General features: G+C 73.1%; 17 protein-coding genes. 11 read left to right on the plus strand and 6 right to left on the minus strand.

Annotation, left to right across the window (positions count from 1 at the left end; translation table 11 throughout):
* The first annotated feature begins 293 nt into the window (after window positions 1-293).
* The 6 genes from ABZ738_RS01730 (at window position 294) to ABZ738_RS01755 (ending at window position 6,870) form a co-directional block, all read left to right on the plus strand.
* On the plus strand, window positions 294-1,064 hold the full coding sequence (locus ABZ738_RS01730; RefSeq protein ID WP_131051869.1) for a redox-sensing transcriptional repressor Rex: 771 nt from the start codon (window positions 294-296) through the stop codon (window positions 1,062-1,064).
* A complete protein-coding gene (locus ABZ738_RS01735) occupies window positions 1,061-2,386 on the plus strand; it encodes a glutamyl-tRNA reductase (RefSeq protein ID WP_131051870.1) in 1,326 nt (441 codons plus the stop codon). The genes ABZ738_RS01730 and ABZ738_RS01735 overlap by 4 nt, the downstream gene beginning before the upstream one ends.
* Window positions 2,383-3,372: a hydroxymethylbilane synthase gene (gene hemC, locus ABZ738_RS01740; RefSeq protein ID WP_357210319.1), complete on the plus strand. Its 990-nt coding sequence runs from the start codon at window positions 2,383-2,385 to the stop codon at window positions 3,370-3,372. Before ABZ738_RS01735 ends, hemC begins: the two co-directional genes overlap by 4 nt.
* The gene (locus ABZ738_RS01745) at window positions 3,369-4,949 is read left to right on the plus strand and encodes a uroporphyrinogen-III synthase (protein ID WP_176095283.1); all 1,581 of its coding nucleotides are present in this window, start codon (window positions 3,369-3,371) and stop codon (window positions 4,947-4,949) included. Before hemC ends, ABZ738_RS01745 begins: the two co-directional genes overlap by 4 nt.
* Window positions 4,950-4,969: 20 nt before the next feature.
* Window positions 4,970-5,953, plus strand: coding sequence for a porphobilinogen synthase (hemB, locus tag ABZ738_RS01750; RefSeq protein ID WP_357210323.1), 984 nt, complete (start codon window positions 4,970-4,972; stop codon window positions 5,951-5,953).
* Window positions 5,954-6,432: 479 nt separating this feature from the next.
* Window positions 6,433-6,870 carry a helix-turn-helix transcriptional regulator gene (locus ABZ738_RS01755; protein ID WP_236145604.1) on the plus strand — a complete coding sequence of 146 codons (438 nt, stop codon included), beginning with the start codon at window positions 6,433-6,435 and terminating at the stop codon, window positions 6,868-6,870.
* A gap of 31 nt (window positions 6,871-6,901) precedes the next feature.
* On the opposite strand, the gene ABZ738_RS01760 is transcribed toward ABZ738_RS01755, so the two are convergent.
* Window positions 6,902-7,918 carry a GNAT family N-acetyltransferase gene (locus ABZ738_RS01760; protein WP_131051883.1) on the minus strand — a complete coding sequence of 339 codons (1,017 nt, stop codon included), beginning with the start codon at window positions 7,916-7,918 and terminating at the stop codon, window positions 6,902-6,904.
* Window positions 7,919-7,990: 72 nt separating this feature from the next.
* On the minus strand, window positions 7,991-9,502 hold the full coding sequence (locus tag ABZ738_RS01765) for a lytic murein transglycosylase (protein WP_131051874.1): 1,512 nt from the start codon (window positions 9,500-9,502) through the stop codon (window positions 7,991-7,993).
* Window positions 9,503-9,540: 38 nt separating this feature from the next.
* On the opposite strand from ABZ738_RS01765, the gene ABZ738_RS01770 reads away from it, so the two are divergent.
* Both ABZ738_RS01770 and ABZ738_RS01775 read left to right on the plus strand, forming a co-directional pair.
* Window positions 9,541-9,759, plus strand: a complete 219-nt coding sequence (locus tag ABZ738_RS01770) for a zinc ribbon domain-containing protein (RefSeq protein ID WP_131051875.1) — start codon at window positions 9,541-9,543, stop codon at window positions 9,757-9,759.
* 202 nt (window positions 9,760-9,961) lie between these two features.
* A complete protein-coding gene (locus ABZ738_RS01775) occupies window positions 9,962-12,793 on the plus strand; it encodes an NB-ARC domain-containing protein (RefSeq protein WP_131051876.1) in 2,832 nt (943 codons plus the stop codon).
* Window positions 12,794-12,834: 41 nt separating this feature from the next.
* Here the strand turns inward: ABZ738_RS01775 and ABZ738_RS01780 are convergent, their stop codons facing one another.
* The 3 genes from ABZ738_RS01780 to ABZ738_RS01790 form a co-directional block, all read right to left on the minus strand.
* Window positions 12,835-13,371: a phospholipase gene (locus ABZ738_RS01780; RefSeq protein WP_131051877.1), complete on the minus strand. Its 537-nt coding sequence runs from the start codon at window positions 13,369-13,371 to the stop codon at window positions 12,835-12,837.
* Window positions 13,372-13,593: 222 nt separating this feature from the next.
* Window positions 13,594-14,319, minus strand: a complete 726-nt coding sequence (locus tag ABZ738_RS01785) for a methyltransferase domain-containing protein (RefSeq protein WP_131051878.1) — start codon at window positions 14,317-14,319, stop codon at window positions 13,594-13,596.
* Window positions 14,320-14,458: 139 nt separating this feature from the next.
* A complete protein-coding gene (locus ABZ738_RS01790) occupies window positions 14,459-16,096 on the minus strand; it encodes an ABC-F family ATP-binding cassette domain-containing protein (RefSeq protein WP_131051879.1) in 1,638 nt (545 codons plus the stop codon).
* A gap of 79 nt (window positions 16,097-16,175) precedes the next feature.
* Here ABZ738_RS01790 and ABZ738_RS01795 point away from each other — a divergent pair, with 79 nt between their 5' ends.
* The 3 genes from ABZ738_RS01795 to ABZ738_RS01805 all read left to right on the plus strand — a co-directional run bounded on the left by ABZ738_RS01795 (window position 16,176) and on the right by ABZ738_RS01805 (window position 17,826).
* Entirely contained in the window at window positions 16,176-16,922 is a 747-nt protein-coding gene (locus ABZ738_RS01795) for an ROK family protein (protein WP_131051880.1), read from the plus strand.
* 155 nt (window positions 16,923-17,077) lie between these two features.
* Window positions 17,078-17,446 carry a tetratricopeptide repeat protein gene (locus tag ABZ738_RS01800; protein ID WP_117226333.1) on the plus strand — a complete coding sequence of 123 codons (369 nt, stop codon included), beginning with the start codon at window positions 17,078-17,080 and terminating at the stop codon, window positions 17,444-17,446.
* Window positions 17,447-17,571: 125 nt separating this feature from the next.
* Window positions 17,572-17,826: a Smr/MutS family protein gene (locus ABZ738_RS01805; RefSeq protein WP_030329768.1), complete on the plus strand. Its 255-nt coding sequence runs from the start codon at window positions 17,572-17,574 to the stop codon at window positions 17,824-17,826.
* Between the two features lie 71 nt (window positions 17,827-17,897).
* On the opposite strand, the gene ABZ738_RS01810 is transcribed toward ABZ738_RS01805, so the two are convergent.
* Entirely contained in the window at window positions 17,898-20,276 is a 2,379-nt protein-coding gene (locus tag ABZ738_RS01810) for a M28 family peptidase (RefSeq protein WP_357210329.1), read from the minus strand.
* Window positions 20,277-20,347 lie beyond the last annotated feature (71 nt).

A 20,347-nucleotide genomic window follows, 5' to 3' on the forward strand; every position in this document is an offset into this window, starting at 1 on the left:
ATCTCCGCATTCGATCAATGATTGGCGTGTGTGATTAGTCAGAGAAGTCGGGATTGAGTAATAATCGCGCCGGTAGTCGTGATGCAGGGGTCTCCGGTCGATCTTGCGAGACGGAGGGGCTGGTGGGGGCGCGGCGTGTGCCGACAAGATCGCGATTTGTGCACGTCTTCACAAGCGCCTACTCTGTAATTCCGACGCGCCCTGCTAGCACAGCCGGCAATTCCGGTCGCCAGCGGGAGTCCCGAAACGACCGGCCGGTGGAGTTGGTCGAGGATCGCACCGCACGGAGTCTCATGAGTCAGCACCGTCACCCAGGCGCGCCCGGCCGCGCCGGTGCCGTACCGGCGCTCCCGGACCTGCCCGAGGCGACGGTCGCCCGGCTCCCCGAGTACCTCCGTGCCCTGCACAACCTCGCCGAAACCGGCCACGAGACGATCTCCAGCGAGGGGCTGGCCAACGCCGCCGGGGTGAACTCCGCGAAACTCCGCAAGGACCTGTCCCACCTCGGCTCGTACGGCACCCGGGGCGTCGGTTACGACGTGGCGCTGCTGGTCGAGCAGATCGAGTACGTGCTCGGGCTCACCCAGCGTCGGGCGGTCGCCCTGGTCGGCGTCGGTAACCTCGGTCACGCGCTGGCCGGTTACGACGGGTTCACCGGTCGCGGATTCCGGATCGTCGCCCTCTTCGACGCCGACCCGCGCCGCATCGGTGAGGAGATCAACGGGCTCGTCGTGCGGGACATCGACGAGTTGCCCGAGGTCGCCGCCGCCGAGGCCGTCGCCATCGGGGTCATCGCCACCCCGGCCACCGCCGCCCAGCGGGTCGCCGACCAGTTGGTCGCCGTCGGCGTGACGAGCATCCTGAACTTCGCGCCGTGCGTACTCTCGGTTCCCGAGGGGGTCGACGTCCGCAAGGTCGACCTCGCCATCGAGCTGCAGATCCTGTCGTTCCACGAGCACCGCAAGGCAGCCCTGACCGCGCTCCCCGCCGCCGGTGGGTCCGCTCTCACCGCCCTGCCGGGCGGCTTCGCGGTCACCGAGAGCCAGGAGGCGATCGGCACGTGAAACTCATCGTCGTCGGCGCCTCCTACCGCACCGCGCCGGTCGCCACCCTGGAACGGCTCGCGGTGCCGCCGGCTGATCTCGGCGCCACCCTCGACCGCCTGATGGCGCAGCCGTACGTCAGCGAGGTCGTCCTCGTCTCCACCTGCAACCGGGTGGAGGTGTACGCGGCCGTCTCCGGCTTCCACGGCGGCCTCGGTGACATCTGCGCCGTCCTCGCCGAGCAGGCCGGCTGCCCGCCCACCGCGCTGGCCAACAACCTCTACGTGCACTTCGACTCCGCTGCGGTCGAGCACGTCTTCCGGGTCGCCGCCGGGCTGGACTCCATGGTCATCGGCGAGGCGCAGATCCTCGGGCAGCTCCGGGACGCCTACCACTGGGCCGGCGAGTCCGACGCCGCCGGCCGGCTGCTGCACGAGCTGATGCAGCAGGCCCTGCGGGTGGGCAAGCGGGCCCACTCCGAGACCGGCATCGACCGGGCCGGGCAGAGCGTGGTCACCGCCGCGCTGGGGCTGGCCGCCGGTCATCTCGGCAACGACCTCGTCGGCCGTCCCGCACTGGTGGTCGGCGCCGGGGCGATGGGCTCGCTGGGCGTGGCGACGCTGTCCCGGCTCGGCGCCGGGCCGGTGACCGTGACCAACCGCAGCGCCGACCGGGCCGTCCGGCTGGCCGAGTCGTACGGTGCCGCCGCGCGGGAGCTCACCGAGCTGGCCGACACACTGTCCACGGTGGACATCGTAGTGGCCGCCACCGCGTCCACCGAGCCGGTCCTCACCCGTCCGGTCGTCGCCGAGGCGGTGGCCGCACGAGCGCCGGAGCGCGGCCCGTTGGTCCTGCTGGACCTGGCCGTACCTCGCGATGTCGGGCCCGGCGTGGCCGAGCTGCCCGGCGTCGAGGTGATCGACATCGACCGGATGGCGGCCCTGCTCGCCGAAGGCCCGGTCGCCGCCGACGCCGCCGCCGTCGAACGGATCGTGACCGGCGAGGTCGAGTCCTTCCTCACCTGGCTGCGCGGCGCCGACGTGGCACCGACCGTGGCCGCCCTGCGTGGCCGTGCCGACGACGTGGTCACCGCCGAGCTGCGCCGACTCGCGCAGCGCCGCCCCGACCTCACCGACGACCAGCGCGCCGAGGTGGCCCGGACCGTGCACCGGGTGGTCCAGCGACTGCTGCACCAGCCGACCGTGCGGGTCCGGCAACTCGCCGCCGAACCCGGCGGCGACCAGTACGCCGCCCTGCTGCGCGAGCTCTTCGACCTCCAGGTCCCGCAGACCTCGCCGGTGGACACCGTCCCCGACATCACCCCACCCGGAGGTGAGCAATGAGCGAGCACCAGCTCGGTGCTGCCGCCCCACTGCGTCTCGGTACCCGGGGCAGCAAGCTGGCGATGGCCCAGTCCGGGCAGGTCGCCGAGGCCCTGACCGCCCGTACCGGGAGGCCGGTCGAACTGGTCGAGGTGGTCACCGCCGGCGACCGGTCCAGCGCGCCGGTGCACCGGCTCGGGGTCGGCGTGTTCGTCTCCGCGCTGCGGGACGCGCTGGTCGCCGGGACGATCGACTTCGCCGTTCACTCGTACAAGGACCTGCCCACCGCCACCGCGGCCGGGCTGCACATCGCCGCGGTCCCGCCGCGGCAGGACCCGCGCGACGCGCTCATCGCCCGCGACGGGAAGACGTTGGCCGAGCTCGCCCCCGGAGCGAACGTCGGCACCGGTGCCCTGCGCCGGATCGCCCAGCTGCACGCGCTGGGTCTGCAACTGTCGGTCACCCCCATCCGGGGCAACGTCGACACCCGGCTGGCCCGGGTGCTCGGCCCGGAGGCCGACCTGGACGCCGTCGTCCTGGCCCGGGCGGGCCTTGCCCGCCTGGACCGGACCGACGTCATCACCGAGACGCTCGACCCGATGCTGATGCTGCCCGCTCCCGCGCAGGGAGCGCTGGCGGTGGAGTGCCGGGTCGACGACCCGGACCTGGTCGAACTGCTCGCCACGCTCGACGACGCACCGTCGCGCGCTGCGGTCATCGCGGAGCGGGCGATGCTGGCCACCCTGGAGGCCGGATGCTCTGCTCCGGTCGCCGCCTACGCCGAACTCGCCGAGGGCGAGACCGGTGATGAGATCTACCTGCGCGGGGCGGTGATCAGCCCGGACGGCACCCGTGACATCCGGCTGTCCCGCACCGGAACGCCCGCCGATGCGGCGGAGATCGGCAAGGCACTCGCCGCCGAACTCCTCGACCTCGGCGCCGACTCGATCCTCGGCCCGCAAGGACACGACGGCCCGGGGACCCAGCAATTTGGGAGCACAGAATGACCCGCACCCGTAAGCCCGTAGGCCGGATCGCATTCGTCGGTGCCGGTCCCGGCGACCCGGGCCTGCTCACCCGCCGGGCGCACGACGCCCTGGTCGACGCCGACCAGGTGGTGTACGACCGGGGAGTCCCCGAGTCGCTACTCGACGTCGTCCGGGCCGAGGCCAGGGAAGACGCCCAGTTCACCCCCGCCGAGGGCGCGCCGGGCGACGTGGCGAAGGTGCTGATCTCGGCTGCCCGCTCCGGGCAGAACGCGGTGCACCTGGTGGCCGGCGACCCGTTCGGCCACGACTCGGTGGTCAAGGAGGTGCAGGCGGTGGCACGTACCGCCGCGCACTTCGAGGTGGTGCCCGGCGTCGGCCAGGCCGAGGGCGTGGCCGCGTACGCGGGTGTGCCGCTGCCCGGCGTACGCACCGCCGCCGACGTCGAGGACGTCGGCTCGCTGGACTTCGAGGCGCTGGCCGCAGCCGTGCAGCGCGGCTCGCTGGCGCTCGCGGTGGACGCCGGTGATCTGGCCGCGATCCGCGACGGGCTGCTCGCCGCCGGGGTCGACGGCACCACCGACGTCGGGGTGACCGGGGACGGCACCGGGGAGACGCAGTACACCACCACGTCGACCGTGGACTCCTTCGTCGCGGCGGCACTCGGCTTCACCGGCCGGGTCGTGCTGACCCTCGGTGAGGGTGTGGGCCAGCGCGACAAGCTGAGCTGGTGGGAGAACCGCCCGCTGTACGGCTGGAAGGTGCTGGTGCCCCGCACCAAGGAGCAGGCCGGCGCGATGAGTGCCCGGCTGCGCGCGTACGGGGCCATCCCGTGCGAGGTGCCGACGATCGCGGTGGAGCCGCCGCGTACCCCGGCGCAGATGGAGCGCGCGGTCAAGGGGCTGGTCGACGGCAGGTACGCCTGGGTCATCTTCACCTCGGTCAACGCGGTGCGCGCGGTCTGGGAGAAGTTCGCCGAGCACGGCCTGGACGCCCGGCACTTCGGCGGCGTCAAGATCGCCTGTATCGGTGAGGCCACCGCCGACGCGGTCCGTGCCTTCGGCATCCAGCCGGAGCTGATCCCCTCCGGGGAGCAGTCGTCCGAGGGGCTGCTGGCCGAGTTCTCGCCGCACGACGAGGTGCTCGACCCGGTGGGCCGGGTGCTGCTGCCGCGCGCCGACATCGCCACCGAGACGCTCGCCGCCGGGCTCACCGAGCGCGGCTGGGAGGTCGACGACGTGACCGCGTACCGGACGGTCCGGGCGGCCCCGCCGCCCGCCGAGATCCGCGACGCGATCAAGTCGGGCGGGTTCGACGCGGTGCTGTTCACCTCGTCGTCCACGGTCCGGAACCTGGTCGGCATCGCCGGCAAGCCGCACGCGCGTACCGTGGTAGCCGTCATCGGGCCCAAGACCGCGGAGACCGCGACGGAGTTCGGCCTGCGGGTCGACGTCCAGCCGCCGCACGCATCCGTGCCGGACCTGGTGGAGGCGCTCGCCGGGTACGCCGTCGAGCTGCGGGAGAAGCTCGCCGCGATGCCGGCGAAGCAGCGCCGTGGCTCGAAGGTCCAGGGGCCGACCGCGCTCAGGTTCCGGTAGTAGTCGTCAGGGAGGGCACCGTGCCGTACCCCGAGAACCGCCCCCGCCGGCTGCGGCGTACCGCAGCCGTGCGGCGGCTGGTCTCCGAGACCCGTCTCGACCCGGCCGAGCTGATCGTGCCGATGTTCGTCAAGGAGGGGCTGACCGAGCCCCGGGCCATCGGTTCGCTGCCCGGCGTGCTTCAGCACTCCCGCGACTCGCTGCGCAAGGCAGCCGTCGAGGCGGTACGCGCCGGCGTCGGCGGGATCATGCTGTTCGGGGTGCCGACGTCACGCGACGAGCGCGGCTCCGGCGGGCTCGACCCGAACGGGATCCTCAACGTCGCCATCCGGGACGTGGTCTCCGAGGTGGGTGACTCCACCGTCGTGATGAGCGACCTCTGCCTGGACGAGTTCACCTCGCACGGGCACTGCGGCCTGCTCCGGCCGGACGGATCAGTGGACAACGACGCCACGCTGGGGGCGTACGCCGAGATGGCGGTGGCCCAGGCCGACGCCGGGGCCGGCATGGTCGGCCCGTCCGGGATGATGGATGGCCAGGTCGGCGTGGTACGCCGGGCGCTCGACGCGGCCGGGCACACCGACGTCGCGGTGCTGGCCTACACCGCCAAGTACGCCTCGGCGTTCTATGGTCCGTTCCGCGACGCGGTCGAGTCGGCGCTCGACGGCGACCGCCGGTCGTACCAGCAGGATCCGGCGAACCTACGCGAGTCCCTGCGTGAGGTCGAGCTGGACGTGGCCGAGGGCGCGGACATCGTGATGGTCAAGCCGGCCCTGCCCTACCTCGACGTGGTCGCCGCGGTCCGGGCCGCAGTCGACGTCCCGGTCGCCGCCTACCAGGTCTCCGGCGAGTACGCCATGGTCGAGGCCGCCGCCGCCAACGGCTGGATCGATCGCGAGAAGGTGATGCTGGAGACGCTCACCTCGATCCGCCGCGCCGGTGCGCAGATCATCCTCACCTACTGGGCCGTGGAAGCGGCCGGCCTGCTCCGCGACCGCTACTGACCCCTCCCGGCACCCGGCCCGGCCGGCACGGAGCGCCGCTGGTCGCGCTGGTCGGCACTGCTGGCCGGTCCGTCCCGGTCAGAGCTCGTCGCGCTCCGCTGTGTGGTCGGGCCCGGCTCCTGATGTCCCGGCGGTCTTGGTCGCCCCGATGTCCCGACGGTCCTGGTGGCCTGGCAGGGGGCCGACGGTCCTGGTGGCCTGGCCCGTCGGCTCCGGGTAACCCCTTGGCGCCCTTTGCTCTGCTTCAACCCACGCATCAGTTCCGCGCCGAATCCGTTGCGTGGGTTGAAGCAGAGCAAAGGGGCCGATGAGGTAGTCCGGGAGGGGCGAAACCGGGCGGGCTGCCGCAAATTTTCCACAGGTTTATCCACAGGGGTTGCGGCGGGTTCTGGGGGTCGGCGAGGGTCGCCGGTATGTCTTCCATCTTCGAGCCCACAGACCGCGGCCCTACCCTCGGGGCGTTTCCCATCGCTGGTCTGGTGCGGCGTGTCCGGCGGATCGTCGGGCTCAGTCAGACGCGGATGGCCCGGTTCGCGAGGGTGGCGCCCTCCACCGTCGCCCGGGTCGAGTCCGGCACCCTGACTCCGAGTCTCGCGGTGCTGGAACGCCTGATCGGCGCCGCCGGGCTCTACCTCGTCGTGGTCGACCAGGACGGGCACGTGATCCTGCCGATGGAGGTGTGGGACGACACCCTGGACGGGGCTGGCCGCCGTTACCCGGCACATCTCGACACGATTCTCGACCCGAAGCCGGGTGAGTGGTGGGCGGACATCTACGGACTCGCCCGCCCGCCGGAGACGTTCAAGCGGTGCCGGGTCGAGCGAGAGGCCCGTCGGCGGCGCAGCCAGTGGGAGGTACGGGTGGCGAAGTACCGCAACGATCCGCCGCCCCCGGACCCCCGATCCTGGTACTACTGACCGACCGCGACCCGGCGGAGCGGCCCGAGCTTTAGCGGGCGGCGTCGAGGCGGTGCACCAACTCGGCCACGTCGACGCTGTACTCGCACCACTCCCGGTCGGGCCGGTAGCCCAGCTCCGCGTTGACCTTGAGCATGGCCTCGTTGGCCTGGGCGTTCCAGGTCTGGACCTCGGTCAGATGCGGCTCGGCCGAGCGCAACTCCAGCAGCATCCGAGCCTTGATGGCGCGGTCGATCCCGTAGCCGCGGTGCTCCTGCACCACGATCGTGTCGTACTGGTCCGCGCGGGTCGGGTGCTGCGCCGGCACGACCACCTCGGTCAGGCCCGCCACCTCGCCGGTCTTCTCGTGCAGGGCGAGCACGATGTACGGCTTCATTCCCCGCCGGTGCAGGCAGTCGAGACTGTCACGTAGCCGCTGCGGGTCGTACGAGCTGGGTCGTAGCTCGCCGTCCTCGACGTCCCGGATCTCGGCCTTGGCCCGGGCGTACGCCTCGATCAGGTCGTCCGGCGGCCCGCCGGGGTGGAACTGCACGTGGTAGCCGGCGCCGACACCGGTCGACATCTCGGCCAACTCGGTCCAGTCGACACCGGCCAGGTCGAGCACGCTCCGGGTCTCGACGTACTCCCGGCTGAAGCCCAGCGACTCGTAGAAGGCGACGGCCGGGGTGTCACCCACCACCTCGACGCCGATCGACTCGAAGCCCTCCTGGTAGACCCGACGGGAGGCGCGCAGGACCAGGTCCCGGCCGAGGCCCCTGCGCCGGTGGTCGGGGTGTACCAGCACCTCCAGCACGCCGATGCTGCCGAGCAGCAACACGTGCACCTGACCCAGGATCGGGCCGGGCGTCCCGTCCGCGGCCGCCTCGGCCTGGGCCACCCAGGCGATCCGTCGTTCGCCGGGCATCACCTCGGTGAGGTACTCCCGCACGGAACTCTCCCGCCATGGCGGATCCTGCGGAAGATCGACCGCCAGGACCGCGTTCAGCGTGTCCAACAGCGACGCGATCTCGGCGGACGACGCGGTCCTGGGGTCCCACTCGCGCACCATCACGCGTCTAGCTTGCCGTTAACGGCTGCCGGGGGGAAGTGTCCAGTCCTCCAATGTGCGCGGACGATCACTTCACGTGCGACTGGCCTGTCCGTACCGGTTGGCCGTTTCGAAGACGGCCTGGGCATACCGACCGACGTTGTTATACGACAAAATGGCGTTCCACCAGTCACCCGGAACGGTGAGGTTGCGGCCCCCCTTGCAGAGGTACATTCCAGCAGCCAGCGCGGCGTCGTGGATGTTGTGCGGGTCCTTGATCCCGTCGCCGTCCGCGTCGGCGCCGTTCTCCTCCCAGGTCGTCGGGATGAACTGCATCGGTCCGACCGCTCGGTCGTAGGTGGTGTCCCGGTCCAGCTCGCCCCGGTCGGTGTCGGCGATCCGCATCCGACCGCCCTGCCCGTCCAGCGGCAGTCCGATGATCTCCGGAGTGGCCCTGCCGTCCGGCCCGAGTCGCGCGTTGTTGGCCTGCCCGTGTCGGGATTCGACGAAACCGATCGCGGCCAGCGTGGTCCAGCTCAGGCCGCAGGCCCGGTTGGTCTCGGCGAGCACCAGCTCGGCGTAGCCGTACGCCTGCACCGCGATCGGGTCGATGCCGGTCTTGGCACCCACGTCGCTGGCCCACCCGGCCAGAGCGTCGGAGGGGCGTCCGCTCACCGGCGCGGTATCACCCGTCGCGCCCGGGAACGGCGTGGCGCCCGGCGGCAGCGTCCCGGTGCCCGGCGGGACGGCGCCGATCGGCGGGGCCTCGGTCAGCGGTGTGGTGCCGTCGGTCGTCTCCGGCCCGGCGGTCGCGTCGGCCGCCACCGGACGCGGCGCGCCGACGGTCGCCGGCACCAGCAGCGCGCCGGCCGTCGCGGTCGCGATGACCAGCGCGAGCAGGAACACCCCGGGCAGGGTCAGTCGCCCGCCGGGCCGCCGCGACCAGTCCCGGGTCGCGAGGGCGGCGGCCCGTGGACCCGGCACGCGTACGGCATGCGCGAAGCGCACCCGGCGACGCCGGGCTCGCGGCGGCCGGGTACCCGTCCCGTCTCCCGTCTTCCCGTCGGTCGTCCCGGACGGGTCGGCCGTGGCCGAGGGGTCACCGTCGGTCTTGGTGGAACTGTCGGCCTTGGCTGACGGGTCCTTGGCGGGAGTGTCGGCCGTGGCCGTCGGTTCGCCGACCGCTCTGGTGGCTTCCTTGCCGTCAGCCGTGGTCGCAGGCTTGGCCTCGGCCGTGGGGTCAGCCTTCGCGTCTGCCGTGGGCTCGGGCTTCGCGTCGGGCTCAGGCTTGGCGTCGGGCTTGGCCGCAGGCACCCCGTCGGCCGTGGCGGCGGGCTTCGCGGCGGCCGTGGGCTCGGGCTCGGCCGGTTGCTCGGGCGCGGGTGTGGCGGCCCTGATCGTCGGCGCGCTGGTGGCCGCGTCGGCCCCGGTGGTGGGCGACCCGTCGGCCGGTCCGCCGGAGTCCAGCCACGGTCGACGCGGCCGGGGTACCGCGCTGACCGGTCTGTCCGTAGTGGCACCGGTTTGGGCGCCCGGCGCGGCCGGTCGCAGGGGTCGAAGGGTTCTCCGCTCTTCGCCGTCTGCCACCCGTCGAGTATCACCCATGTCGCCGCCACCGTCAGGTCCGGTCGTACCCTGATGCCATGCCCCGGTACGAGTTCCGATGCCGCGCCTGTGGTGACACCTTCGAGGTCAACCGGCCGATGGCCCAGGCGGGCGAGCCCGCATCCTGCCCGAAGGGGCACTCCGACACGGTGAAGTTGTTGTCGACGGTCGCGGTCACAGGACGGGGTTCCGGTGCCTCCGGCGGCCCGCCCGCGCTCTCCGGCGGCGGCTGCTGCGGTGGCGGCTGCGGCTGTTGAACGCCGTTGGCGACGGTGGCCGGTCGGACGTGGTCGGACCGGCCGGAGGGTCGTCGTACGTGGTGGGACGGTTGATGTCGGTCTTGCCCGGACGCCGGGTGCGATGGCACCTTGGGGCGGAGTCTCGGCCGACCGTTCTCACGATGCGTGATGATCTGGTTTCGGGAAGTATGAAGCCGAGGTCAGGGGGGAGGTTCCACGCATGCCGCCACGGATCCACCTCCCTAGTGGCTGGGTGACCTTCGTCTTCACCGACATCGAGGGCTCCACGCGACTGGCGCAGATGCTCGGCTCCGGGTATAGCCCGGTGCTGCGGGAACATCGCCGCCTGCTGCGCCGGACGATCGCCGCGACCGAGGGCGCCGAGCTGCTGACCGAGGGCGACTCGTTCTTCCTGGCCTTCGGGGACGCAGGTGCCGCGCTGACCGCCTGCCTGACCGCGCAACGCGCGCTCGGCGAGCACGAGTGGCCGACGCCGGAGGCGGCACCCCGGGTCCGGATGGGCCTGCACACCGGGTGGGCGGAGCCGCGTGACGGCGAGTACGCCAGTCCGGAGGTGCACCGGGCCGCCCGGGTCGCCGCCGCCGCGCACGGCGGGCAGGTGCTCTGCTCCGCCGCGACCGCCCGGCACGCCGATCCGCTGCCGTTCGGCGCGTCCCTGATCGACCTGGGGCTGCACCGGTTGCGCGGTTTCGACGACCGGGAACGCCTCTTCCAACTCGTCGCGCCCGGCCTGGAGCGGCAGTTCCCGCGTCCGCGTACGGCCGACGCGGTGGCGCACAACCTGCCGATCCCGGTCACCTCGTTCGTCGGCCGGCAGGTCGAACGGGCCGAGTTGCGCGAGCTGGTGGCCGGACACCGGTTGGTCACCGTGCTCGGTGCCGGTGGTGGCGGCAAGACCCGGTTGGCCGTGGAACTCTCCATCGACCTGGTGGACGAGTACCCCGACGGAGTCTGGTTCGTCGACATCGCCTCGGTGACCGATCCGGGACTGGTGGCGTTCGCGATCGCCGCGGTGCTCGGGCTGCGTCCCGAACCGGGTCGTCCCATGGTGGACACCCTGGTCGAGTACGCGGCCGGTCGCCGGATGCTGATCGTCCTCGACACCTGCGACGTGCAGCCGACGGCCTGCGCCGAGGCGGTGTCCCGGCTGCTCTCCGGCGGCAGCGGGGTGAAGGTGCTGGCGACCACCCGGGAACCCCTGGCGTTGCCGGGCGAGGTGGTGTGGCGCATCCCGCCGCTCTCGGTCGACCCGTCACCGGACGGCACCGAGAGCGACGCGGTCGCGTTGCTGCTGGACCGGACCGCCGCCGCCCGTGGTGGACGACGTCCGGACCCGGTCGAGTCGGCGGATCTGCGCCGGGTGGTACGCCGGCTGGACGGGTTGCCGTTGGCCATCGAGCTGGCGGCGGCGCGGCTGCGGGTGCTCTCGGTCGGGCAGCTCGCCGAACGCCTCGACGACGTGCTGGGCACTCTGGACGCCGGTCGGGACGACCCGGAGCCGCCTCCGGCCGACCACGGCAACTCCGGCAACCAGCGGGACACCGTGGACCTGGTGGCGGCGGCGACCGGGACGAGTCCGCAGACCCCGGCAATGCGGGCGGTGGCGCGGTCGGCGATCGAACGTCACCTGACCATGCAGGCGACCGTCACCTGGTCGTACCGCACTCTCGGTCCCCGGGCCGCGCGGTTGCTGCGCTGGCTTGCGGTGTTCGCCGGCCCGGTCGACCTGCCCAGCGTGGAGTGGCTGCTCGACGACGACCCGCTCGACCCGCTCTCGGTGCTGGTGGACAAGTCCATGGTGCTGGCGGAGCCGCAGGCCGGCGGCTGCACGTACCGGATGCTCGACCCGATAAGGGCGTACGCGGCCCGCCGGCTCGCCGAGGCCGGTGAGGAGCGGGACGCGCGCAACCGGCACGTGAGCTGGTCGGCGCACGCCCTGGAACGGGCGCACCTGGGCCCGGACGGCCAACCGGTGACGCTGTCGCTGTACGCGCTCGATCCACTCGCCGGTGAGCTGCGGGCCGCCCTGCGCTGGTGCGCCACCGGCGGCAGTGCCCGGGCGGGCCTGCGGTTGGCCGGTGGCCTCGACCAGTGGTGGCGTGAGCGCGGGTTGGCCCGGGAGGGGCGGCTGTGGCTGTTCCGGCTCTACAGCCGGATCGCCGAGACCGGGGAGGTGATCCCCGAGGCCGAGCTGGCGGCGGCGTACCACATGCACTCGCTGCACGCCGGTGGCGACGGCGAGTACGCCGAGGAGCTGCGCTACTCGCAGCGGGCCGAGGCGGCGGCACGGCAGGCCGGGGACGCCGGGCTGCTGGCCCGGGTGCTCGCCGGCCGGGCGGCGCCGCTGGTGGACATGGGGCAGTTCGCCGAGGCCGAACGGATCTGCCGGGAGGTCATCGACTGGGCCCGTGAGCAGGGGGTGGAGTCGGACGCGCTGTTCGCGGTGTTCCGGCTGGCCGAGCTGCTCTGGCGGCGGGGCGCCCTGGACGAGGCGGCCGACCTGCTCGCGGCGGCGCGACCGGTGGAGGCGGCCCGCCCGGTCGACCGGGGTCGGCGTTCGGTGGACATGCTGCTCGGCATGGTGGCGTTGGCCCGGGGCGACCTGGTGGCCGCGCACGAGCACCTGCTGGCGGCGTTGCGGTCCCGGATGAACCACGGTTTCCACGGTCGGGCCTGCGACACGCTCAACGCGATCGCGGTGCGCTGCCTCGCGGGGGGCGAACCGCTGACCTCGGCCCGGTTGTTCGGTGCGGCGCAGGCGACCCGGGCGGGGCTGCGGTCGACCACCGGCATCTACGACGGCTACTGGAACGAGCGGCAGGTGGCGCTGCGCCGGACGTTGGGCGACGTCGCCTTCGACGAGGCGTACGGCGAAGGCTCCGAACTGGGCCTGGACGAGGCCGTGGCGTTGGCACTCGGCGTCCAGCATCCCGACCTGACCGGCGACTCGGCCCGGTTCGCGGCGCGGGCGGGCCGGGCGACGCCCCGGCAGTCGACCGCCGCCGCCGACCGGCACACCGAACACGCCTGACCGAGGGGCCCGCGTCGGACGCGGACCCCTCGGCGCGCGGGTCAGGTGCGGGCGAGGAGTTCGGCCTCGGCCTTCATCCGGGCGGCCCGGTCGATGTCGGACTGCTGGACGGCGGCGGCCGAGCCGAAGACACTCACCGCCTGGTAGTAGGTCCAGGCCAGGCTGAGGCAGGCCGGCCGGACGACCGAGTTGTACGTGGCGCAGACCCGCTTGAGGTCCTCGTAGAAGGCGCTGTCCAGGCGGGACTTGTTGGCGCTGAACTGGCCGACCGCCTTGTAGTTGCGGTAGCCGAAGTCGTGTCGGTGGCAGGAGAGGGAGAAGCGGAACCCGAGCGGGTTGTCCGGGCTGGACGAGCAGAAGTCGGTGGACCAGTCGAAGTTGTAGCCGGCCCACGGCGTGCGGTTCTGCCGGGCCGAGTTCCAGGCGTTGTAGCTGCTGGCGCTGGTCTGGGTCCAGCTCGACAGGACGGACAGCTTCTGGGCGGGCGTGACGGCCGCAGCCGCCGGGGACGCCACGGCGAGCGTGGCGGCCAGCGCGACCGCGCCGGAGGCCAGGACGGTGGTGAGACGTCTGAGCACGGGGGATACCTCCGCGGGGGTGTGCGGTGGGGGCAGTGGTTACCGGCGAGTACCCGGAGTTCGAACAGTCTCGATCAAGGTCCTGGTATCCGGGTGTAGCCACTGAGAAATATTGGTGACCGTGCTGAAACAGACGAATGCCCCGGACGTCGACGACGTCCGGGGCATTCGCGGGCCGGTCGGCCCGATTCGCCGCTCAGTGCCGGGTGGACCGGTGGGTGGTCAGTCGAAGAAGCGGGCCATGTGGGCGGGGGAGGGGCCGTCGTCGTCCACGCCCAACGGCGTGAGGTCGGCGAAGATCGAGGCGCCGTCGGTGCCGGCGTGCAACGGGTGCCAGCGCGGTGTGCCCGGTGGACGCATCGCGCAGACCCCCTTGATGGTCTGTACGTCCAACAGTCGGACGTGGGTCGGGTCGGCAACCGCGTTCACATGCCCCCACCAGGGGCTCATCACGTGCAGGACGCCGCCGGGGCGCAGCACCCGGTGGCACTCGTCGAGCAGTGGCAGGAAGTCGATCAGGTGCTCCAGGATGTGCACCGCGAACAGGACGTCCACCGAGTCGGCGGCCAGCGGCAGCGAGCCGGAGAGATCGGCCACCGCGTCCACGCCGGGCGCCGGATAGATGTCCAGCCCGAGGTTGCCCGGCCACTGCTTGGTGCCGCCGCAGCCGAGGTCCACCACCACCGGGTCGCGTCCGCCGACACGTACCCGGCACCAGACGCCGAAGACCCCGGCGAGTCGGCCGACCTGTTCGCGTACCAGGCGGAGCTGGGCCGGCTCGTCGACCTCGCCGGTCAGGTGGGCGACGCCCCGGTCGAAGCGGACCTCCACGGCCAGCGGTCGCAGTCTCTCGTCGTGGCGGGCCTGCTCCGCCCATGCCTCCGCGAGGAACCCGTCGACCGCCCGCAGCCGCTCGGCCGAGGGCGGAGTGTGTGCCAACGCGACCATTCGCCCACCTCCGGCCGGCGCGATACCCCGATCGCTGCCCGTTATGGGCAACTTAGCCCAGAAGGCGGCGCTCCGGTGGGCCGTCGGCCGGACCGGTGCGCCGGGAAGGGGCCGGTCAGCCCGGTGTGGCGGGCCGGGATCAGGACTCGGCGATCCGCCCGGCGTCGACCCGCAGACGGCGGTCCACGCGTACCGCGTCCAACATCCGCCGGTCGTGCGTCACCAGCAGCAACGTGCCCGGGTAGCCGGCCAGCGCCGACTCCAACTGCTCGATCGCCGGCAGGTCCAGGTGGTTGGTCGGCTCGTCGAGCACCAGCAGGTTGACCCCGCGCCCCTGCAACAGCGCCAACGCGGCCCGGGTCCGCTCGCCCGGCGAGAGCGTCGCGGCGGGGCGCAGCACGTGCTGGGCGCGCAGGCCGAACTTGGCCAGCAGCGTCCGCGCGTCGGCCGGCGACAGGTCCGGTACGGCGACCCGGAAGGCGTCCAACAGCGGCGCGTCCCCGAGGAACGACCCGCGTGCCTGGTCCACCTCGCCGACCACCACACCCGGGCCCAGCGCGGCCTGACCGGTGTCCAGCGGCAGCCGGCCCAGCAGGGCGGCGAGCAGCGTCGACTTGCCGGAGCCGTTCGCCCCGGTGATCGCCACCCGGTCGGCCCAGTCGATCTGCAGATGCACCGGACCGAGGGTGAAGTCGCCCCGGCGTACCACCGCGTCGCGGAGAGTGGCCACGACGGCGCCGGCACGGGGCGCGGCGGCGATCTCCATCCGCAGCTCCCACTCCTTGCGTGGCTCCTCGACCACGTCCAGCCGCTCGATCAACCGTTCGGTCTGTCGGGCCTTCGCCGCCTGCTTCTCGCTCGCCTCGGAGCGGAACTTGCGGCCGATCTTGTCGTTGTCGGTGGCCTTGCGCCGGGCGTTGCGGACACCCTTCTCCATCCAGGATCGCTGCGTGCGCGCCCGCGCCTCCAACGACGACCTGGTGTCGGCGTACTCCTCGAACTCGGCGCGTGCCTGGCGGCGCGCCACCTCCCGCTCCTCCAGGTACGCCGCGTAGCCGCCACCGAAGTGGTTGACCTGCTGCTGATGCAGGTCCAGCTCCAGCACCCGGGTCACCGTCCGGGTCAGGAACTCCCGGTCGTGGCTGACCAGCACCGTGCCGGCCCGCAACCCGGTGACGAACTGCTCCAGGCGCTCCAACCCGGCCAGGTCCAGGTCGTTGGTGGGCTCGTCGAGCAGGAAGACGTCGTACCGACTGAGCAGCAGCGACGCGAGCCCGGCGCGGGCGGCCTGTCCGCCGGAGAGCCCGGTCATCTCGTGGTCGAGGTCGACGGCGAGACCCAGCTCCGCAGCGACCTCCTCGGCCCGCTCGTCCAGGTCGGCTCCGCCCAGGCCGAGCCAACTCTCCAACGCGGTGGCGTACGCGTCGTCGGCGCCCGGTGCGCCGGTGGTCAGCGCCTCGGTGGCCGCGTCGAGGGCGGCCTGCGCCCGGGCCACCCCGGTCCGCCGGGCCAGGAACGCCCGGATCGTCTCGCCGGGATGGCGGTCCGGCTCCTGAGGCAGGTGCCCGACGCTCGCGCCGGGCGGACTCACCGCGACACTGCCGGCCTCCACCGGCAACAGCCCGGCGAGCGTACGCAGCAGCGTCGACTTGCCCGCCCCGTTCGGCCCGACCAGGCCGATCACGTCCCCGGGGGCGACCACCAGGTCCAGCCCGGTGAACAGCGTCCGCTCCCCGTGCCCGGCGGCCAGGTCCTTGGCGATCAACGTGGCGCTCACAAGCAGCCGAGCCTACCCGCCGGCGTGGTTGGCGTGGCCCGCCATGCCCGGACGCCGCACACGAGGCAGACTCACGGTCGTGCAGACCACTCTGGCGATCGACTGCGGCGGTGGCGGGATCAAGGCGTCCGTCCTGGACGCCGCCGGCACCATGCGGGCCCAACCGATGCGGGTGCCCACCCCGTACCCGCTACCGCCCGAGCTGTTCGTGCGGACCCTGCGGGAACTCGGCGACCGGCTCCCCTCCGCCGACCGGGTGACCGTGGGCATGCCGGGCATGATCCGGCACGGCGTGGTGGTCACCACCCCGCACTACGTGACCCGCTCCGGCCCGCGCAGCCGGGTCGACCCGGGGCTGAACGCCCAGTGGTCCGGGTACGACGCCCGCAGCGCCCTCGCCGCCGCGTTCGAGCTGCCCACGCTGGTGCTCAACGACGCCGAGGTGCACGGTGCCGGGGTGGTCGCGGGCACCGGCTGCGAGCTGGTGCTGACCCTCGGCACCGGGCTGGGCAGCGCCCTCTTCGACGGTGGTGTGCTCGCCCCGCACCTGGAGCTGTCGCACGCCCCGGTGCGGTGGGGCACCACCTACGACACGTACGTGGGCGAGCCGGAACGCCGCCGGTTGGGCGACGCGTTCTGGTCCCGACGGATCCGGCAGGTGGTGGAGGGGCTGCGCCCGGTGTTCCGCTGGGACCGGCTCTATCTGGGCGGCGGCAACTCCCGGCTGATCCGGCCCGAGCAACTCGCCCGGATGGGCGACGACGTGGTGGTGGTGCCCAACAGCGCCGGCATCGTCGGTGGTGTCCGCGCCTGGGACCTGGTGTAAGCAGGGGTCCCCTGCTAACGCCTGCGGCATAGCAGGGGACCCCTGCTAACACGTGCAGCCGCCCCACCCCCGGCCGAAGCCGCGCGGGAACACTCGCGCGCCCGCCGGTGTTGTGCCAGCGTCAGGGCAGTGGTGCGAACTAGGGGGTGGGCAGAATGGATCTTCTGGCTGAGTACCGGCGAGCGACCCTGTTCTTCGAGTCGGGCGACCCGAGCGGAGCGGCCCGGCTGCTCGAGCCGATCGTCGAGGCCGAGCCCGACAACTCCGCCGTCCGCCAGTTGCTGGCCCGGGCGTACTTCCAGTCGGCCCAGCTCCGGCGGGCCGAGGAGCAGTTGCAGGAGTTGATCGACCGCAACCCCAGCGACCACTACGCCCACCACGTGCTGGGCCGGACGCTGGAGCGGCTGAACCGGTACACCGACGCGCTGCGGCACCTGCGCATCGCGGCGGCCATGCACTCCGCCAACGACGACTACACGACCGCGCTGCGGCGGGTCGAGACCCGGGTCGGCGGTAGCCGCTGAGGCGGCGTACGCGACACGACGACGAGAGGGCGGCCCGGACCGGGCCGCCCTCTCGTCGTCTCCGGGCCCTGCCGGCGACGTGCCTACGATGGCCGCATGGGAGCCGACCGGACGGTGGACGGGGCATGAAGCTGAAGCTGGACCTGCACGAGATCTTCAACAAGGGCCACGACATCGACCGGGCACTGCGCGGGATCATGGACGAGGCGGTGGCCAAGAAGGCCACTCTCGTGGAGATCATCCCGGGCAAGGGCTCCGGTCAGCTCAAGAAGCGGGTGCTGCGCTTCCTCGACCAGAAGGACGTCAAGCAGCTCTACCACCGGGTCGAGAAGGACTCCAAGAACTTCGGCCGACTCTTCGTGCACTTCCGCTGGAAGTAGGCCAGACCCGCCGCAGCACGGGCGGCGGGACCGCGCCAGCGGGCGCCCGGCCCACCGGCCGGGCAGCCCGCTCACAGCGGATAGGTGCGGGCCACGGCGAGCATCTCGGAGCTGTGCGAGCCGGCGACACCGACGTCCGGCGGTCGGGGCCGGAAACCGGGTACCGCGTCCAGACCGTCGCTGGCGTCCATCGCGCGGAACGCGACCTGCGGGGCCTTCGGCGCGACGGTCAGCGTGATCTCGATGCCCTCCGGCGGTGGGGCGTGGAAGACCACCCCGAAACCCCACCGGCCGTCGCGGACCTCGACCGGCACCGGCCGCCCCGCCACCTGGGCGCTGCGGACCGTCGCGGTGGAGGTGTCGACGTGCAGGGTGGTCAGGCGTACCGGGCGCTGCGGGGTGAGCCGTAGCCGCAGGGTGCGCTCGTCGGCGGTGCCGGTGTCGGCCAGCACCTCCAGCCGGGGCGCGGGCAGGGCCGCCGCCTGCGCCGGGCCGGCGAGCAGTTCCTCGGCGCCGATGCCGGGGAACTCGTCGGCGATCCGGACCGTCCCGTCCACGTACTCGTCGGTCCAGGGTTGCGGGGTCGACTCGTGACTGAGCCAGCGGGCCGTTGCGGTGTCGGTGTCCAGGGCGTACATCAGGTGGGTGGGCACCGGGTGCGCGGCGTCGAAGCGGTCGACGGCGAAGCCGGTGGCGGCGAGGACGACGGTGACCAGCGCGGCGGCCCCGGCCGGCAGGGCGCCGAGTCGGCGCGCCCGCAGCGCCACCATGCCGCGCTGGCCCCCGGCCTCCGGGTGCAGCAGGTCCACGACCGGGAGCGCGGCCAGGCCGAGCAGCACGGCGAAGAGGGCGGCCACGCCGCCCATCCCCATGCCGAGGGCCGGGAAGAGCAGCACCACGGTGGGCAGCAGCACGATCACCGCCACCGCCGCGCCGAGGGTGACGGCGACCACCGGCACCGGGCCGTCGCGACGGGTGGCGACCGCGACCAGGCCGGCGAGCGCGCCTGCCAGGGCCGGCAGCGTCGCCAGGTACGCCCCGCCGGGCACCAGCACGGCGAGGAGTACGCCGAGCAGCGCCAGCCAGCCGAGCCCTCCGACGGCCAGCGCGGCGGGACCGACCCGGCGACGGGTGAGCGCGTACCAGGTGAACAGGACGGTGGCGGCGAGCGCCAGCACGGCCAGCCGGTAGAGGGTCGGACGGTACGGGTCGAGGAGTTCGGCGTACCCGGGCCGCAGGGCGGTGATCGCCACCCAGAGCAGTTGTGCGCCGACCGGCGCGACCACGATCGGCACCAGCCCCAGGGCGAAGCCGGCGGCCAGCCGACCGGTGGTGACCCGACCCCGGCGGCGGGCCAGCCAGCCGAGGGCGACGACGGCCGCCAGCGCCAGCAGTGCCAGCGGCAGCACCAGCGTGCCGGGGTAACGGACCAGCCCGCCCGGCACCGGGAAGTAGGTGGCGTCGTGGCCGGCACGCAGGTCGCCGAGGTCGATCGCGCCGAACTCGCGGGCGAGTCCCAACGTGTTGTCGCCGTGGTGCTGGAGGCTGGCCCGGTCCATCGAGGCCGGGGTGTCCAGCGGGGTGTGATAGATCGCCCCGCCGTCCAGGTACGCCGAGTTCAGCCCGACGAACTCGGCGTCGAGGAAGGCGGTGAAGTCGGTGTCGTTGGGCAGCGCCCGGTAGACCTCCACGGCGAACGAGGTGCCCACCGGATGCGGTGCGGCCCGACCGAAGACGTCGACCAGCGCGGCGTTCCGGGGCGACGTCTCGAACATGATCACCGGCCCGGTCCGCCCGCGCGCCTCCAGGTTGAGCACCACTCCCTTGCCGGCGGCGAGCGGGTGCTCGGTGGCGAAGGCCGAGGCTCCGCAGAGGCACGCCTCCTCGGCGTCGGTGAGCACGAACACGATGTCGTTGCGCGGGGCGGGGCCGTCGGTCAGGGCCCGGGCCACCTCCAGGATGGTGGCGACACCGGCGCCGTCGTCGTTGCCGCCCGGGCCGGTCTGCACCGCGTCGTAGTGGGCGACCAGGAACACCGTGCCGGTGGAGGCGGTGCCGGGCAGCCGGGCCACCACGTTGCGTACCCGGGCCAGCGTGGCCCCGCCCGCCGCCCCGCTGAGCTGACCGGCCTCCTCGGCGACCGTGTCCTGCACCTCGGTCTGTAGGCCGAGACCGCGCAGCACCGTCTCCAGGTGGGCGCGGACCTCGTCGTTGGCCGGGCTGCCCGCGACGTGCGGCCGGCTCGCCACCTGCTGCACGTGCGGGTACGCCCGCCCGGCGCTGAACTCACCGGCCGGCGCGTCGGCCGGACGGGGTGCCGGGGGCCGGATGTCGAGCAGCGCGGTGGTGCCGACGGCGACCAGCGCGACGAGTGCCGCGAGCGCGGCCAGGGGTCGCCGGGCCGGTCGGGAGAGGGCACGGTCGGCGGCGGGGCTGGGGGGAACGCCCACGGGTGGCTCCTCGGGGGTGGGACCTGGGGGTGGACATCATCCTCCATGCCGGGCCGGGCCGCCCCCTCGTG

The organism is Micromonospora sp. NPDC047793 (assembly GCF_040642635.1).
Classification (GTDB): domain Bacteria; phylum Actinomycetota; class Actinomycetes; order Mycobacteriales; family Micromonosporaceae; genus Micromonospora.